General features: G+C 41.3%; 17 protein-coding genes. 15 read left to right on the forward strand and 2 right to left on the reverse strand.

Features of this window, described 5'->3' with window-relative positions:
- Positions 1-53 precede the first annotated feature (53 nt).
- Positions 54-233, forward strand: a complete 180-nt coding sequence (locus NSQ17_RS05700; protein WP_008348517.1) for a YjzC family protein — start codon at positions 54-56, stop codon at positions 231-233.
- 169 nt (positions 234-402) lie between these two features.
- Complete coding sequence (locus NSQ17_RS05705; protein WP_007499050.1) at positions 403-1,668, forward strand: MFS transporter; 1,266 nt, start codon at positions 403-405, stop codon at positions 1,666-1,668.
- A 119-nt stretch (positions 1,669-1,787) separates the two neighbouring features.
- Here NSQ17_RS05705 and NSQ17_RS05710 read toward each other — a convergent pair whose 3' ends face one another.
- Entirely contained in the window at positions 1,788-1,982 is a 195-nt protein-coding gene (locus NSQ17_RS05710; protein ID WP_024720055.1) for a YjzD family protein, read from the reverse strand.
- A gap of 212 nt (positions 1,983-2,194) precedes the next feature.
- Between NSQ17_RS05710 and NSQ17_RS05715 the strand changes: the two genes are divergently transcribed.
- From NSQ17_RS05715 to NSQ17_RS05730, 4 genes are all read left to right on the forward strand, one after another.
- Complete coding sequence (locus NSQ17_RS05715; protein WP_326242248.1) at positions 2,195-2,935, forward strand: hypothetical protein; 741 nt, start codon at positions 2,195-2,197, stop codon at positions 2,933-2,935.
- 75 nt (positions 2,936-3,010) lie between these two features.
- Positions 3,011-3,586: a hypothetical protein gene (locus NSQ17_RS05720; protein ID WP_041093111.1), complete on the forward strand. Its 576-nt coding sequence runs from the start codon at positions 3,011-3,013 to the stop codon at positions 3,584-3,586.
- A gap of 90 nt (positions 3,587-3,676) precedes the next feature.
- Positions 3,677-4,642 carry a BMP family ABC transporter substrate-binding protein gene (locus NSQ17_RS05725; protein WP_017360174.1) on the forward strand — a complete coding sequence of 322 codons (966 nt, stop codon included), beginning with the start codon at positions 3,677-3,679 and terminating at the stop codon, positions 4,640-4,642.
- Positions 4,643-4,653: 11 nt separating this feature from the next.
- Positions 4,654-4,851 carry a ComZ family protein gene (locus NSQ17_RS05730; protein ID WP_024720057.1) on the forward strand — a complete coding sequence of 66 codons (198 nt, stop codon included), beginning with the start codon at positions 4,654-4,656 and terminating at the stop codon, positions 4,849-4,851.
- A gap of 11 nt (positions 4,852-4,862) precedes the next feature.
- Here the strand turns inward: NSQ17_RS05730 and NSQ17_RS05735 are convergent, their stop codons facing one another.
- Positions 4,863-5,096: a hypothetical protein gene (locus NSQ17_RS05735; RefSeq protein ID WP_008348506.1), complete on the reverse strand. Its 234-nt coding sequence runs from the start codon at positions 5,094-5,096 to the stop codon at positions 4,863-4,865.
- Between the two features lie 169 nt (positions 5,097-5,265).
- Between NSQ17_RS05735 and NSQ17_RS05740 the strand changes: the two genes are divergently transcribed.
- The 9 genes from NSQ17_RS05740 to NSQ17_RS05780 all read left to right on the forward strand — a co-directional run bounded on the left by NSQ17_RS05740 (position 5,266) and on the right by NSQ17_RS05780 (position 15,109).
- The gene (locus tag NSQ17_RS05740) at positions 5,266-6,204 is read left to right on the forward strand and encodes a beta-ketoacyl-ACP synthase III (RefSeq protein ID WP_024720058.1); all 939 of its coding nucleotides are present in this window, start codon (positions 5,266-5,268) and stop codon (positions 6,202-6,204) included.
- A gap of 21 nt (positions 6,205-6,225) precedes the next feature.
- Entirely contained in the window at positions 6,226-7,467 is a 1,242-nt protein-coding gene (gene fabF / locus NSQ17_RS05745; RefSeq protein WP_008348501.1) for a beta-ketoacyl-ACP synthase II, read from the forward strand.
- A 77-nt stretch (positions 7,468-7,544) separates the two neighbouring features.
- On the forward strand, positions 7,545-8,339 hold the full coding sequence (locus NSQ17_RS05750) for a DUF2268 domain-containing protein (protein WP_056407963.1): 795 nt from the start codon (positions 7,545-7,547) through the stop codon (positions 8,337-8,339).
- Between the two features lie 170 nt (positions 8,340-8,509).
- Positions 8,510-9,490 carry an ABC transporter ATP-binding protein gene (locus NSQ17_RS05755; protein ID WP_047945538.1) on the forward strand — a complete coding sequence of 327 codons (981 nt, stop codon included), beginning with the start codon at positions 8,510-8,512 and terminating at the stop codon, positions 9,488-9,490.
- A 23-nt stretch (positions 9,491-9,513) separates the two neighbouring features.
- Entirely contained in the window at positions 9,514-10,509 is a 996-nt protein-coding gene (locus NSQ17_RS05760) for a dipeptide ABC transporter ATP-binding protein (RefSeq protein WP_029575386.1), read from the forward strand.
- An 86-nt stretch (positions 10,510-10,595) separates the two neighbouring features.
- Positions 10,596-12,230 (forward strand): peptide-binding protein, encoded by a 1,635-nt coding sequence (locus NSQ17_RS05765; protein ID WP_039167353.1) that lies wholly within the window; start codon positions 10,596-10,598, stop codon positions 12,228-12,230.
- 77 nt (positions 12,231-12,307) lie between these two features.
- Complete coding sequence (locus NSQ17_RS05770) at positions 12,308-13,258, forward strand: ABC transporter permease (RefSeq protein ID WP_007499031.1); 951 nt, start codon at positions 12,308-12,310, stop codon at positions 13,256-13,258.
- Positions 13,259-13,291: 33 nt separating this feature from the next.
- Entirely contained in the window at positions 13,292-14,191 is a 900-nt protein-coding gene (gene opp4C / locus NSQ17_RS05775; RefSeq protein WP_008348491.1) for an oligopeptide ABC transporter permease, read from the forward strand.
- A 165-nt stretch (positions 14,192-14,356) separates the two neighbouring features.
- The gene (locus tag NSQ17_RS05780; RefSeq protein WP_025207150.1) at positions 14,357-15,109 is read left to right on the forward strand and encodes a YjbA family protein; all 753 of its coding nucleotides are present in this window, start codon (positions 14,357-14,359) and stop codon (positions 15,107-15,109) included.
- Positions 15,110-15,114: the final 5 nt, after the last annotated feature.

Below are 15,114 nucleotides of genomic sequence, written 5' to 3' on the forward strand. Positions count from 1 at the left end.
TGGAGAGGCAATGGACGGGACATAATAACATCAATCGAGAAAGGAGGATGGAAATGGGTCAACAGCATCAGTTTAAATCTGGTAATAAGGCACCTAATAATGGTGTTTATATCGAAATCGGTGAGACCGGTAGTATGGTGAAAGATCCTTTAAAGATAAAGCTTAAAGCAGGAGACGTCTTTCCGGATAACTCGAACCATAACCGCGTTTGGACTTACCAAAGGAAGCCGTAAGCAATTGACTAAGAGTCCATATGAATAAGTCTTTAGAGGCATGTGTCATGCCTCTTTTTTCTTTATAATAAAAAACAATTAAGTTCCAATTTTCAAATAAATAGTATGAAAAAAAGAAAGATTAAGGTAAAATATGTAAAAATAGTATAAGGTTGAAAGGATTTGTGTGATGGAAAAGATGAATCTCAGTGAAAGTGTTTGGAATAAACGCTTCACCTCATTGTTCATATCAAGACTCATAAAAAATACAGGAGAAAGTTTTGCTTTTACATCCGTTCTTTGGTTATTGATTTTAAGAGGGGATGGAGCGCTCGGTACCGGACTTCTTCTAGCAGTGACAGTTCTTCCTTCATCATTGTTGGCCCCAATACTAGGACCTCTTATGAAAAGACATCATTTATCTAAATGGATGTTTGCTTCAGATGTCATTCGAGCAACCATTGTACTCATTATTCCACTACTGCATTTTTCGCACATATTGCCTCTATGGTTATTGATCTCATTAATGGTTATTCAATCGGCAACAGGTGCAGCATATAACCCGGCTTCTGTGGCCATCCTGCCGCAGATTGTTCCAAAGCATCTCATTCAAAAAGCAAATGCGATCCTGCAATCATCTTTTGAAATTGTCGCACTTGCTGCGGTGATGGTCGCTGGTCTTTTGGTCAAACTAATTGGCCCTGCAGATACGCTCCTAATCACCACTGCTTTATTTATCATATCGGGCTTGTTCATTATTGGCGTTAAACTCCAAAAGTCAGATGCAGAAAAAGCAGCAGACATTAAACAAGCAAAGAATACATATCTGTATAACTTAAAAAGAGGCTTTCTAGTCGTTAAAAATCATCATATTTTATTTGCACTAACCCTTTATTGTATTTTAATGAATGTCGCTGCAGCTCCGTGGCAGGCATTATCCGCTGTATATGTAGCAGAAGCGCTGCAAAGTGATTCAATGGTGTATTCCATTTTAAGAGGTGTCGCTGCAGTCGGTGCGTTTATGATGGGCTTTGCACTGGCGAAGGTGAAAATCAAAAGATTCGGCTTGTTCTTTATTGTCGCAGGCATGATTGAAGGTGCTGCATTCTTTATCACTGGAATGAGTACATGGCTTCCAGTCGTTCTTCTAGCTTCCTTTATTTTTGGTGCAGCCGTCAGTGCGATCAATGTCCCAGAGATGGTTATTATTCAAACGTCTGTTGACCAAGAAGATCAGCCGCAAGTATATGCCGTGATCAATGCGTCATCAAATGTCTTTCTCCCGCTTGCAGCCGTCATATCGGGCGTCCTGGCAGAACGCTTTGGAGCAGGACCTGTCATTGCGGGGGGTGGTGTGCTTGAAATTTTATCGGGCATCGCGATCTTCCTGTTCACAGGGCTTGCGAAAAGCCATTTGTCAGCAGACAAACAGAAGTCCGAAACGGTTGAGGTGTAACTCAAAAACCCCCTGTAATTGACGGCAGGGGGTTTTAGCGTGCGCTCTCAACTTCTAGTCATCATTCTGAAAAAAAGAAAAAGAGCTAATCTCAAATCATTAGCTCTTTTCCAGCAATATTAAGAATGTTCTGTTGAACTTTCTGTTTCTTTCATTGGACTTACTTCAGCAAAGATGAATAAAATAACCGTAAACACTATGGCAAGAATGGAAGTTAACGTAAAATCATAAGCAGCTCCATTCATAGATGAAACGATGTAACCAGCCATATGTGTCAGCAGAAAAGTCCAAATGAGGGTGATAATGTAATGCATTATTCCACCGTCCTTTATGTAACAATCTATTGACTATCATACCATAGATACGAGTTCAGAGAAAAGACTGTTTTCCGCCTTTATGTGATCATTTTGAGACCTTCTACTATAAAAATAAAAAGAATTCTTCTGTCTTTAGGGGATTTCCTTATTCCTACAAGAGTTGTTGTTCATATCATAGAAAGCAGAATCACTGAAAGGAGGCTGGCCATATGGGTGTAAGCGAACGTTTTTTCCAGCTTGGTTCCCAGTGGAACGTCATTCACCTTCCTCAAAAACCAAATGGCTTTGGCATTCTAATCCTCGGTGACCGAAATCACTTTGTGCAGGAAAATACATCATTCTGGCTTCAGCATTACGGAAGAAACCAGCTATTAACTGCTTTAAAGGATGAAGGATATACATTGTTTAATAGTCATCTTCATGGGAATCACTGGGGATGTGAAGATGCTGTTTTTAGTGCGAAACAGCTTGTTCATCACACATTAAAACAAGAAATATTAAACCGGGAAATTCATGTGCTGGCAGAGGGAATGGGCGCACTTATCGCCATGAGTCTTGCCGAAGAAATGCCAGAAGTGCTAAGGTCTATAGCCATGATGAATCCATGTTTACACCTGCAAGCACAAAGAGAAAGAGAAAAGGAACACAAATTCTTCTACAAACAGTTCATGAAAGAACTCGCACAGAGCTATGGGTGCTCTGCAAAGGAAGCAGAAACGTATCCACTTCCTTCTTGCCCCGTTCATTCAGCTCATGTACCGATTCATATATGGCAGAGACTAAACGGCGCACCGTATGCCTATGAACTACATGCAAAGCCTTTTATTGATCAACATATGATGAATCCAGACCATTGTCAGATGGACCTTACCTTGCATATGTTTGATCATCCAAGAAGAATCTTTCAGTCCATTCACAAGTTTTATAAATCGCATGAAAGAGAATTGTAATGAATAGGATGATAACAGCCCTTCATGGAAAGGGCTCTTCTTTTTATTCGATATGCTAAAAAAGGGGACATGAACATGGAAACAGGACTGATCATAGGTGCAGATGAATTTTTTGGACTGACACTTTGTGAATATATGATGAAAGAGGGCATACAAGTGGATATCACATATCCTAAGGAGCAGTCAGAGGAGCAAAAAATGTTATTAGAAGAGCGAATGATGTGGCTCGGCCGCAATGATCTTGTCCGCGTTATTGATGGTCAAGATAGGAAAGAGGCATATGACCTGATCTTTTTTCAATCAGATGATTCAATGAACAGAGAGACAATCCTAGAAGCGAAGCATGGCATATACCGCTTGTTTTACGAAGAACCCGAAAGCCATTCGCATGAACAAAGCGTTTCGGCTGTTATCCTTCCACGCATGTTTGGTCCGTGGACACTCCATGAAGAGAGACGAATAAAGGACGATCACGCATTTTTTGTAGAAGATGTCGCAAAGGAGCTTTTAAAGTGGGCACGGACTGATCAAAGGCAGGAAATGATCCATCAATTGAAGGTAGAAAGACAAACAGGTGACAAACAAGCAGAAGAAATCATAGCAGAATGGAAAAGACAAAACTCAACATTTTTCGACAAAAAGCAAGAATGATCTTCCATCTTATCTTTTTTCAGTATAAAATAAACCTATATTTAACATACAGGTTCATGCCTGCGTGTTGCAAAGGGAGTTGAACATGGCATGAAGTACCAGCGGCTTGTCATGATCTTTTCGTTCCTTCTTCTTATGCTATCTGCCTGCTCGCAGGCGCCGTTAAAAGGACATATTGAGAAGGTGGGTTTACTCGTCCCCGATACGATTAATGATCAAGTTTGGGGAACGAAAGGTTATAAAGGCTTATTAAATATCCAATCAACATTTGGTGTAGATGTTTATTATAAGGAAGGGATGGTCGACAAGGAGAAAATCGTTGATGCCATTGAAGAATTTCATAAAAAAGGAGTCAATTTAATTATTGGCCATGGCAATGAATACAGCGAAATTTTCAACTTGATCAGTGAAGATTATCCGAAAACACAATTTATCACGGTCAATGGAGGCAAGCCTCAAGCTGATAATGTCACAAACGTCACGTTTAAAGGAGAAGCAATGGGCTTTTTCGGAGGCATGACAGCAGCACATATGTCCAAAACAAAAAAGATTGGTATTCTGGCTACATATGATTGGCAAAGTGAAGTAGACGGTTTTATCAAAGGTGCAAAATATCAGGACGAACATGTGCAAGTCCTAGCGGAATTTGTCGAAAACTGGGATGATGCTGACAAAGCGGTGAACCTCTATCAAAAATTGAAAAAACAAGGTGTCGATGTTGTGTATCCAGCAGGTGATGGTTATAATATCCCTGTCATTGAACAAATCAAAACCGACAATTTATCTGCGATCGGATATGTCACTGATCAATCCAACCTTGGAAGCCATACGGTGTTAACAAGCACTGTACAGCATGTCGATAAAGCGTACAGTATCATTGCGAAGAAGTTTAATGAAGGCAAGCTAAACGAACAAGGTGAGTACTCCTTTGACTTTAAAGAAGGAGTGATCGAAATGGGGAAATTTAGCTCAACCATAGACCGCGCTTTTGTGAAAGACATTGAGAAGGATATTGCGAATTACAAAAAAACAGGCAAATTGCCAAATGAAAAGTGAGGACGTTGAACATGCAACACGAAAAATCGATGGAGTTTTTACAAATTGCGATGAAGTATTTTCCACAAGCAAAAGAAGAATTAGATAAAGCAGGGATTCAGCTTGATCCAGAAGCACTTCAGCCGCTTCTCTCTTTGTTTACATCTGTCATGCAAGAGGCATATGAGCTTGGAAAAGCAGATGCAGCATCAGAAAAAGCCACAGAATAGTGGCTTTTTTTTTATGATAATTTTTTCTTGAAGGCACTAATCATAGGACCAACATCTTTAAACACAGGCTTCAGCTCATCGATGGAGTTCATAATGTTTCCAATTTGATTCATGACATGCATGTAGTCAATGGAGTCATCACTTGAAGAAGTCTCTGCACGCTCCTCCTTTTTTTCTGTCTTGCTTTTCTCCTTTTCAAGCGGCTGACCAAACATCATTGCTGAGAAAATATCCTTTTGCGCCATATCACATGTTCCTTTCTACTATTGGTATATCATTAATCTATGAAAAAAGTGAGAGGAAAGGTTAGACGTTTGTATTGCCAAGGAGAAAAAAATAAGGTAAAATTAGTACCAGATACTAATATAAGATCACAATATCACATGCTCGTATGAGTAAAAGGAGTCTTATTCAATGAATGCTGGAATTATTGGCCTTGGCCGCTATATACCTGAAAAAGTATTAACAAATCGTGATTTAGAAAAAATGGTTGAAACTTCTGACGAGTGGATTCGTACTAGAACAGGTATAGAAGAAAGAAGAATTGCATCTGATGATGTCAATACATCTCATATGGCGCTTGCTGCTGCAAAAAAAGCATTAGCTGACGCAGATGTGGCTGCAGAAGATATTGATATGATTCTTGTAGCGACAGTTACGCCAGATCAAGCATTTCCGACAGTCGCTTGTATGATTCAAGAGCAGCTCGGTGCACATAAAGCATGTGCAATGGATATTAGCGCTGCCTGCGCTGGCTTTATGTATGGGCTTGTTACTGGAAAACAATTTATCGAATCTGGCACTTACAAACATGTGCTTGTCGTTGGTGTAGAAAAGCTTTCTCGCATTACCGACTGGGATGACCGCAACACAGCTGTTTTGTTTGGAGATGGAGCAGGTGCTGCTGTACTAGGAACAGTCAGCGAAGGCAAGGGAATTCTATCATTTGAGCTTGGAGCCGATGGAAGAGGCGGGAAGCACTTGTACTTAGATGAAAAAGATCATACAATCATGAATGGAAGAGAAGTATTTAAATTTGCTGTGAGACAAATGGGCGAGTCAAGTGTAAACGTGATTGAAAAAGCTGGACTATCAAAAGAAGACGTAGACTTCTTGATTCCGCATCAAGCAAACATTCGCATTATGGAAGCGGCACGCGAACGCTTAGAGCTGCCAGTTGAAAAAATGTCGAAAACAGTCCATAAATATGGAAACACATCAGCAGCATCCATTCCAATTTCACTATGTGAAGAAATCGAAGCCGGAAAAATTCATGACGGCGATGTGATTGTAATGGTTGGTTTTGGTGGAGGATTAACGTGGGGCGCAATCGCTATGCGATGGGGCCGATAAAAGAGTGGGGTGCACAAATTAATGGATAAGAAACGAGTAGTTGTTACAGGATTAGGTGCTTTGACACCTCTTGGCAACGATGTAGAGACAACATGGAAAAATGCTGTAGCAGGTGTATCAGGTGTTGGCCCGATCACACGTGTTGATTCAAGTGAATATACAGCAAAAGTAGCAGCAGAACTAAAAGATTTTAACATCGAAGATTACATGGAGAAAAAAGAAGCGAGAAAGATGGCACGCTTCACACAATATGCAGTCGTTGCTGCTCAAAAGGCTTTAGAAGATTCACGCCTCGAAATTACAGATGAAAACGCACCTCGTGTTGGGGTATGGGTTGGATCTGGTATTGGCGGACTTGAAACATTCGAAGAGCAATTCGAAGTGTATTCAAATAAAGGAGCAAGACGCGTAAGCCCGTTCTTCGTTCCAATGATGATTCCAGATATGGCGACAGGTCAAATTTCGATTGCACTTGGCGCAAAAGGGGTTAACTCTTGTACAGTGACAGCATGTGCGACAGGAACAAACTCCATTGGTGATGCCTTTAAAGTGATTCAGCGCGGAGATGCAGATGCGATGATTACAGGTGGAACAGAAGCACCATTAACGAAAATGTCGTTTGCTGGTTTCTGTGCAAACAAAGCCCTTTCGACAAATCCTGATCCAGATACAGCAAGTCGTCCATTTGATAAAAACCGTGACGGATTTGTGATGGGTGAGGGAGCGGGAATTGTTGTTCTTGAAGAATTAGAGCATGCGTTAAAACGTGGTGCGACCATTTATGCAGAAATCGTTGGCTACGGTTCAACTGGAGATGCATACCATATCACAGCACCTGCTCCAAACGGAGAAGGCGGCGTACGTGCAATGAAAGAAGCAATTCGTGATGCAGGTTTAACAGTGGAAGAAATTGATTATATCAATGCCCACGGAACAAGCACACCGTATAATGATAAGTTTGAAACAATGGCGATTAAAGAAGTGTTCGGAGAGCATGCGAATCAGCTTGCGATCAGTTCGACAAAATCAATGACAGGTCATTTACTTGGTGCAGCAGGCGGAGTAGAAGCGATTTTCTCTGTTCTGGCGATTAAAGACAGTGTCATTCCGCCAACGATTAACCTTGAAACACCAGATGAAGAATGTGATCTTGATTATGTAGCAAATGAAGCACGTTCAAAAGAAGTACAAGTTGCGTTGAGCAACTCACTTGGTTTTGGCGGGCACAATGCGACAATTATCTTCAAAAAATACGAAGCGTAATATGTCTTAAGAAGGCGGCGATCTATAAACAGATCGCCGCCTTTTTGCATATGATGAAAATGGAGGTGTTCAGCGGTATGGGTCTGATCAATACACAATATCTCATCCAACAATCATCATCATTTCAGGAGCTGGCGGCACGTTTTGTCCCTTATTTTAAAGGAGCGGAGAAAAAAGAAGGATCATCTATTCTCGCCCATTTACAACATCACGGAATGGTGCGATCATGGAACGCCTGCCAGGAAATGATCGACAAGCTCAAAGAAAAAGGGTATTTCAAGCTTGTGATGAAAGAATACAAAGCGCTGCAAAAAAAGTGGGGAGGTCCTGATGTCCCCGTCTTTATTTTGCCTGTTAATGAGAGCAGCAAAGAGATCAGAGAACAATTTTACTTTCAATCCGGCATGGCATTTGATGACAAAATCTTTCTTTTTTTATCCCCGCATACACCGAAGGAACGAATCGGTACGTTGCTGACGCATGAATATCATCATGTATGCAGGTTGCATTTTCTCACTAAAGAAGAAAAAGATTTTACATTCCTTGATACAATCATGATGGAGGGGCTCGCTGAATATGCTGTGTATCATAGATATGGAGAAAGCTATACAGCAAAGTGGACGACTTTATATGACGAATCGCAGCTGCAGCGCATGTACAAGAAATGGGTATCCAGTCACCTTTATCAGAAAGTGCAGGACGACGAAAGGCTGATACAGAATCTCCTTTATGGAAAAGGGAACTACCCCAAAATGCTTGGCTATGCCACTGGATTTTATATCGTGAAAAAGTATTTCGATGAGCACCGAATCAGCGAGGAGTCTATGATTGCGGAGCCAGCGGAAACGTTTTTAAAGGCGATAGAATCATAAAGACAATCATTAACAAAAAAAGTGACATATTACAATTTTACTAAATAATTCTTGATTTCGTCATGCTGATGTAATAATATACAAATATAAATTTTGATAATTCTTTTTATTCTAAAAAGGCAGAATTTTTCGATTCGGTTCATTTAATCTATGGAGAAAGGGGCGAATGCATGAGCACACTGCTTGAAGTGCAAAACTTAAAAACCTATTTTTTTCGAAAAAAGGAACCAATACCTGCTGTTGATGGCGTGGATTTTAGTATCAAAAAAGGGGAAACAGTCGCATTAGTCGGTGAGTCTGGGTCTGGTAAAAGTATTACGTCTTTATCCATCATGGGTCTGATTAATGGGACTGGTGGGAAGATTATGGATGGTTCCATTAAGCTTGATGGAAAAGACCTTGTTACATATAGTGAAAAGGAATTGTGCAATATTCGCGGTAATGATGTATCCATGATCTTTCAGGAACCCATGACCTCACTTAATCCCGTCTTAACCATCGGGGAACAAATAACAGAAATCCTCATTTACCACAAAAAACTTTCAAAAAAAGAAGCGACCAAAAAAGCGATTGATTTGCTAAAGCTTGTAGGCTTTTCCAGGCCAGAACAAATCATCAAAGATTACCCGCACCGTTTATCCGGCGGTATGCGTCAACGAGTCATGATCGCCATTGCGCTAAGCTGTGATCCGAAGCTCCTCATTGCGGATGAGCCGACTACTGCTCTCGATGTGACCATACAAGCCCAGGTGCTGACCTTAATGAAAGATTTATGTTCGACCTTTGGTACATCTATACTTCTCATTACGCATGATTTAGGTGTTGTGTCGGAAGTAGCAGACCGCGTCATTGTCATGTACTGCGGACAGGTTGTTGAAAATGGAACCGTTGAAGAGTTGTTTGATGAGCCGCTTCACCCATACACAGAAGGACTGCTTGAATCCATTCCAGTCATTGACGGAGACATTCAGCCATTAACGGCGATAAAAGGAAATGTCCCTGCGCCAGATCAGCTTCCGGCAGGATGCCGTTTTGCGCCTAGATGCCCGAAAGTAATGGAACGCTGCATAGGTGAATTGCCCAAACTGACAACCTTTGAAAATGGTAGAAGCGTCAGGTGTTTCTTATATGAGGAGGCAAGCCAAACATGACACTTGCTGAAAATCAACCATACATGACAGATCGATCTGAGAAAGAAACCATCCTGGAATTAAAAAATATACGAAAACACTTTCCGATTAAAGCTGGGGTGCTGCAAAAGAAAGTAGGAGCAGTCAAAGCGGTTGACGGCATCGACTTAAACATTTATAAAGGCGAAACGTTAGGCATCGTTGGAGAGTCTGGATGCGGTAAATCCACATTAGGACGGACGATGATTCGTTTATATGAACCAACAGAAGGACAAATTCTATTTAAAGGGCAAGATATCTCTCATGTATCTGAATCAAAACTAAGACAATCAACAAGGAAAAACATCCAAATGGTTTTTCAAGATCCCTTTGCATCACTCAACCCTAGAAAAACACTTCGAAGTATCATCAAAGAACCCTACAAAACACATCACTTATATTCCTTAAAAGAAAGAAATGAAAAAGTAGAACAGCTTTTATCCAAAGTCGGCCTTCACCCAAGTTTTGCGAATCGATACCCGCACGAATTCTCCGGCGGACAAAGGCAGCGGATCGGTATCGCTCGTGCACTTGCCATGAATCCTGAAATGATCATAGCAGATGAGCCTGTTTCAGCGCTTGACGTCTCCATTCAGGCACAGGTCATCAATTTGATGGAAGAGCTTCAAGAAGAGTTTGACCTCACCTATCTCTTTATCTCTCACGATCTCAGTGTGGTCCGCCACATTAGTGATCGAGTGGGCGTCATGTATCTTGGGAAAATGATGGAACTGGCGGATAAACATAGCCTGTACGATGATCCGCTTCATCCATATACACAGGCGCTTTTATCTTCCGTTCCAGTCACCCGTAAAAAAGGTCAGGTGAAAAGGGAACGGATTATGCTGCAAGGGGATTTACCAAGCCCTGCAAATCCGCCAAAAGGCTGTGTGTTTCATACAAGATGCCCGCATGCGAAAGAAGTCTGTAAAGAAAAAGTACCACAATTTCAAGAATTAAAAACGAACCACTTTGTGGCCTGCCACCTCTACGACGCTTGATCACGCTTGTATGATCTCATCTTTGAGAGGGGGGATAAAACGGGCTTCTGTCATCATTTTTTAAAAAAAGATAGGGGGAATTGTCTATGAAAGATAAAAAGAGAAAGTCCATTTTGGTCAGTTTGCTGCTGATCTTTACATTGATCCTTGCTGCTTGTTCTGGTGGAAATAAAACGTCTGGAGACAGTGAAAAGAAATCCACAGGTAAACCTGTACAAGGCGGCGATCTTGTCATTGGTTCGATTGCAGAGCCTACATTATTTAACTCACTTTACTCAACAGACGTGGCAAGTTCTGATATTGAAGAAAGAATCTATAGCTTTTTACTACAAACAGATGGAAAGCTAAACCCACAGCTGGCGTTGGCAGAAGATATTAAAGAATCCGATGACGGCAAACAGTTTGATGTGACCATTAGAAAAGGCGTGAAGTTTCATGATGGAGAAGAACTGACTGCTGATGATGTTGTGTTTACATACAGCATTCCGATTAATAAGGATTACAATGGTGAGCGTGGATCAGGCTTTGAAGTATTAGAGTCTGTCAAAAAAACAGGGGACTATTCGGTCGAATTTAAGCTGAATAAAAAAGATCCATATTTTTATAATGTCACGCTAGGAAGCTATGGGATTTTACCAAAGCATATTTTAGGTGATGTCCCTATAAAGGATCTTGGCGAAAATGAATTTAACCGAAAAAATCCAATCGGCTCCGGTCCATTTAAATTTGCCGAGTGGAAAGAAGGAGACTATGTCAAACTCGAAGCATTTGATGACTATTGGGATGGACGGCCATACCTTGATACAGTCACCATTAAAACGATTCCTGATCAAAATGCAGCCATGGCTCAGTTATCCGCAGGTGATATTGATTTCTTTGCAGTGCCTGGAGCAGAACTGCAAACAGCTGAAAAAGTTAGTAACATCAAAATTGAATCTGATCTAGGGCTAAATTATTCATATATTGGCTGGAATCAGAAAAACGAACTGTTCAAAAGTAAAAAAGTCCGTCAAGCTCTTACCCATGCCATTGATCGTCAAACGATTGTCGATCAAGTGTTAGATGGAGACGGGAAAGTAGCCAACATCCCAGAAAGCCCGCTGTCATGGAACTACCCAAAAGATGAAAAAGTCCCAGTATTTGAATTTGATCAAGAAAAAGCGAAAAAGATGCTGAAAGAAGAAGGCTGGGAGGATACAGATGGAGATGGTTATCTTGATAAGGACGGTAAGAAGTTCTCCTTCGTCTTGAAGACGAACCAAGGAAACAAAGTCCGTGAAGATATTGCTGTCGTTGTCCAGCAGCAGCTCAAAGAAATTGGCATTGAAGCAAAACCGCAAATTGTAGAATTTAGTGCATTAATCGAACAAACAACCCCGCCAAAATGGGATTATGATGCGTTATTACTCGGCTGGAGCTTAGCGACATTCCCTGACCAATACAGCATTTTCCATTCAAGTCAGTCTGAAAAAGGCTTAAATAACATTTGGTATAAAAATGAAGAAGTCGATAAACTGCTAGTTGATGCCAAAAACTTGAGTGATCGAAAAGAGTATTCAAAGGCGTATGAAAAAATTTATGAGCTGATTGCAGAAGACCAGCCGTATACGTTCCTTTATTATGCCAACTCACATCGCGCGATGCCATCTAATCTACAAGGCTACTCTTACCACCCGAAAGATGAATATTACAAAATTGAAAAATGGTGGATTGAACAGTAGTCTGCTAGTGAAGAAGGGGAGGGGTCTCCCCTTTTTTCATCATAGTATGGCCATCCGATGAAAAAGGAGTTGTGCACATGGTTACATATATCATTAGAAGGACACTTCTTTCCATCCCGATTTTGTTTGGTATTACGATTTTGTCCTTTGCCATTATGAAAGCAGCACCAGGCGATCCGATGTCACTCATGATGGACCCTACCATTAGTGCGGCAGATCGGGAAGCCTTTATTGATAAGTACGGCTTGAACGATCCTGAATATGTGCAATATATGAAATGGCTTGGCAATATGCTTCAAGGTGACTTTGGCACATCCATTGTCAAAAAGGGAACGCCCGTGGCTGATTTGATTTTTGCCCGGCTGCCAAATACCCTCATCCTCATGATCTTTTCTACATTAGTTGCCCTGATCATTGCCATCCCATTTGGTGTTCTTTCAGCAAAACGTCCGTATACAAAACTTGACTATGGTATTACGGTTACATCATTTATCGGACTGGCTATTCCGAATTTCTGGTTTGGTTTGATCCTGATTATGGTGTTATCAGTGAATTTAGGATGGTTTCCGACCGGGGGTGTCTCTACCTTAAATGCAGATTTTAATCTATTTGACCGGCTTCATCATATTATTTTACCGGCCTTTGTTTTAGCAACGGCTGATATGGCCGGCCTTACACGTTATACAAGGTCAAGTATGCTCGATGTGATGCGGCAGGATTACATTCGCACGGCGCGAGCGAAAGGTTTTAGAGAGAACAAAGTCATCTTCAAACATGGATTGAGAAACGGTCTGATGCCTGTTATTACGATCTTTGGACTCATGATTCCATCCTTTATTGGCGGCGCAGTCGTGGTGGAACAAATCTTCACATGGCCAGGGCTTGGGAAACTGTTTATCGATTCTGCTTTTTCAAGAGATTATCCCGTCATTATGGCGATGACTGTTATCTCTGCTGTGCTCGTGGTCGTTGGAAACTTAATAGCGGATATTCTCTATGCGATCGTTGATCCGCGTATTGAATATTAGAAGGGAGCTGAAGCACAATTGGCACAACCTAATATGGGAACACCTCCAGTTGATCTCAAATTAAAGGAAGGCCTTCCGCCAAAACCAGAGACGATGCTTCGTTTATTTTGCGAGAAATTTTTCAAAAATAAATTGGCGGTTGCCGGCTCCGCTATTTTATTGGTCATTATCTTTTCCGCTATTTTCGCTCCGGTGATCGCACCTTACGCACCGGAACAGCAAGACTTATTGAAACGGCTACAGCCTCCAAGTGCAGAGCATTTTATGGGAACCGACAAGTTTGGTCGAGATATTTTTTCAAGGGTGCTATACGGAGCGAGGGTGTCTCTATTAGTTGGCTTTGTCTCAGTAGTCGGAGCCATCACCATTGGTACCGTCATTGGGGCGGTAGCGGGATACTTTAAAGGCTTTGTTGATTCTGTGCTCATGAGAATGGTGGATGTCGTATTGTCTATTCCAGATATTTTTCTCTTGATCACGCTAGTGACAATTTTTAAACCGGGTATTGATAAATTGATTTTAATCTTTGCGCTGACTGGCTGGACAACAACCGCCAGGCTGATCCGCAGTGAATTCTTGTCACTTCGCACAAGAGAATTCGTACTCGCAGCAAGAACGATCGGAACGAAAAACCATGTCATCATCTTTTCGCATATTTTACCGAACTGTATCGGCCCTATCATTGTGTCTGCTACATTGAAAGTCGGTTCTGTGATTTTAGCTGAGTCGACACTTAGCTATCTAGGGTTCGGCATCCAGCCTCCAACGGCGAGCTGGGGAAACATGCTTCAAGATGCACAAAATTTCTCCATAATGGTGCAAGCATGGTGGTATCCACTGTTCCCAGGCTTACTGATTCTACTGACCGTTTTATGCTTTAACTTCTTAGGTGATGGACTGAGAGATGCCCTTGATCCTAAAAAGCTAAAATAAGGTTCTGCTTATAGAAGATCGTGAAAGGACTCTGCGAGACGTTCTCCTTTTCCCAGGAAATAAAGCCGTCCTTCCGTCAGGGCGAAGTTTTAATAAAGTTGGAATAATTTCTCTATCCCTTGCCCATACTGTGGACAACAGTTTTTAAAAAGTGAGGGATTGGTTATGTTATTTCTTCATGACGTATGGGTGAATTGGTTTGAAGGGGAAGAGAATGGCTATAATGTGTGTCATTTTCATGAGTGGCGCAAGGAGGACAGCGTGGAGCTGTTAGATCAAGTACCTTTACTCAAGGTGCAGAGTCCTTTGTTTGATTACATAGAGAATGATCTATCAGAGCTGCCAAAGACGCTGCTAGAGACTGTATTTGAGAAATCATATATTCGAAAAAATCATGAACGCCGTAAATTAGAGTATTGCTTTGTGGTTACGGACGGGATAAGAATCATCGCTGTGGATACGATTGGTTATTCCATCCCTGTGAGAAAGAGCCGATTGATTCCAAGACAGGAGCAATTGGTCTATGAAATGGTGAAAGATGTGAAGGCAGAGGAGTATGAATTCACGCCGGACAGCCTTGAATCGACGAAAGAATATCACATCCTATCATTACCACCGCAGCATATCAGCGGATTAACGAGAAAAGAAAGACAGCTGAAGCAGCTGATGTTTATGGCGCTAGATCAACTAAAGGGGCTTCAAAACCGAGCAGAAATTGCCTATTGGTATACAGAATGGAATCCGCGCATGTACAACCAGATCAAACGAATGTCTTTCGAGGAAATTTGGAACATGCTTTATAACGAAACCATTGATGGATGGTCAGAAAACCATTTAGCCTTTTGTGAAAAAATGATTAAAGGACAGCCATTTTTTGAAAAACTTTGGGAAATGGAAAACGAATCAAAAGTGAATTAGAAAAA

Origin of the sequence: Bacillus sp. FSL W8-0629, from assembly GCF_038593225.1 — a bacterium.
Taxonomy (GTDB): domain Bacteria; phylum Bacillota; class Bacilli; order Bacillales; family Bacillaceae; genus Bacillus; species Bacillus altitudinis.

What these genes read in the sequence shown, in the direction of transcription:
- NSQ17_RS05700 (WP_008348517.1), top strand. Translation starts at nt 54, where the DNA reads ATGGGTCAACAGCATCAGTTTAAATCTGGTAATAAGGCACCTAATAAT.
- NSQ17_RS05705 (WP_007499050.1), top strand. Translation starts at nt 403, where the DNA reads ATGGAAAAGATGAATCTCAGTGAAAGTGTTTGGAATAAACGCTTCACC.
- NSQ17_RS05710 (WP_024720055.1), bottom strand. Translation starts at nt 1,982, where the DNA reads ATGCATTACATTATCACCCTCATTTGGACTTTTCTGCTGACACATATG.
- NSQ17_RS05715 (WP_326242248.1), top strand. Translation starts at nt 2,195, where the DNA reads ATGGGTGTAAGCGAACGTTTTTTCCAGCTTGGTTCCCAGTGGAACGTC.
- NSQ17_RS05720 (WP_041093111.1), top strand. Translation starts at nt 3,011, where the DNA reads ATGGAAACAGGACTGATCATAGGTGCAGATGAATTTTTTGGACTGACA.
- NSQ17_RS05725 (WP_017360174.1), top strand. Translation starts at nt 3,677, where the DNA reads ATGAAGTACCAGCGGCTTGTCATGATCTTTTCGTTCCTTCTTCTTATG.
- NSQ17_RS05730 (WP_024720057.1), top strand. Translation starts at nt 4,654, where the DNA reads ATGCAACACGAAAAATCGATGGAGTTTTTACAAATTGCGATGAAGTAT.
- NSQ17_RS05735 (WP_008348506.1), bottom strand. Translation starts at nt 5,096, where the DNA reads ATGGCGCAAAAGGATATTTTCTCAGCAATGATGTTTGGTCAGCCGCTT.
- NSQ17_RS05740 (WP_024720058.1), top strand. Translation starts at nt 5,266, where the DNA reads ATGAATGCTGGAATTATTGGCCTTGGCCGCTATATACCTGAAAAAGTA.
- fabF (WP_008348501.1), top strand. Translation starts at nt 6,226, where the DNA reads ATGGATAAGAAACGAGTAGTTGTTACAGGATTAGGTGCTTTGACACCT.
- NSQ17_RS05750 (WP_056407963.1), top strand. Translation starts at nt 7,545, where the DNA reads ATGGGTCTGATCAATACACAATATCTCATCCAACAATCATCATCATTT.
- NSQ17_RS05755 (WP_047945538.1), top strand. Translation starts at nt 8,510, where the DNA reads ATGAGCACACTGCTTGAAGTGCAAAACTTAAAAACCTATTTTTTTCGA.
- NSQ17_RS05760 (WP_029575386.1), top strand. Translation starts at nt 9,514, where the DNA reads ATGACAGATCGATCTGAGAAAGAAACCATCCTGGAATTAAAAAATATA.
- NSQ17_RS05765 (WP_039167353.1), top strand. Translation starts at nt 10,596, where the DNA reads ATGAAAGATAAAAAGAGAAAGTCCATTTTGGTCAGTTTGCTGCTGATC.
- NSQ17_RS05770 (WP_007499031.1), top strand. Translation starts at nt 12,308, where the DNA reads ATGGTTACATATATCATTAGAAGGACACTTCTTTCCATCCCGATTTTG.
- opp4C (WP_008348491.1), top strand. Translation starts at nt 13,292, where the DNA reads ATGGGAACACCTCCAGTTGATCTCAAATTAAAGGAAGGCCTTCCGCCA.
- NSQ17_RS05780 (WP_025207150.1), top strand. Translation starts at nt 14,357, where the DNA reads ATGTTATTTCTTCATGACGTATGGGTGAATTGGTTTGAAGGGGAAGAG.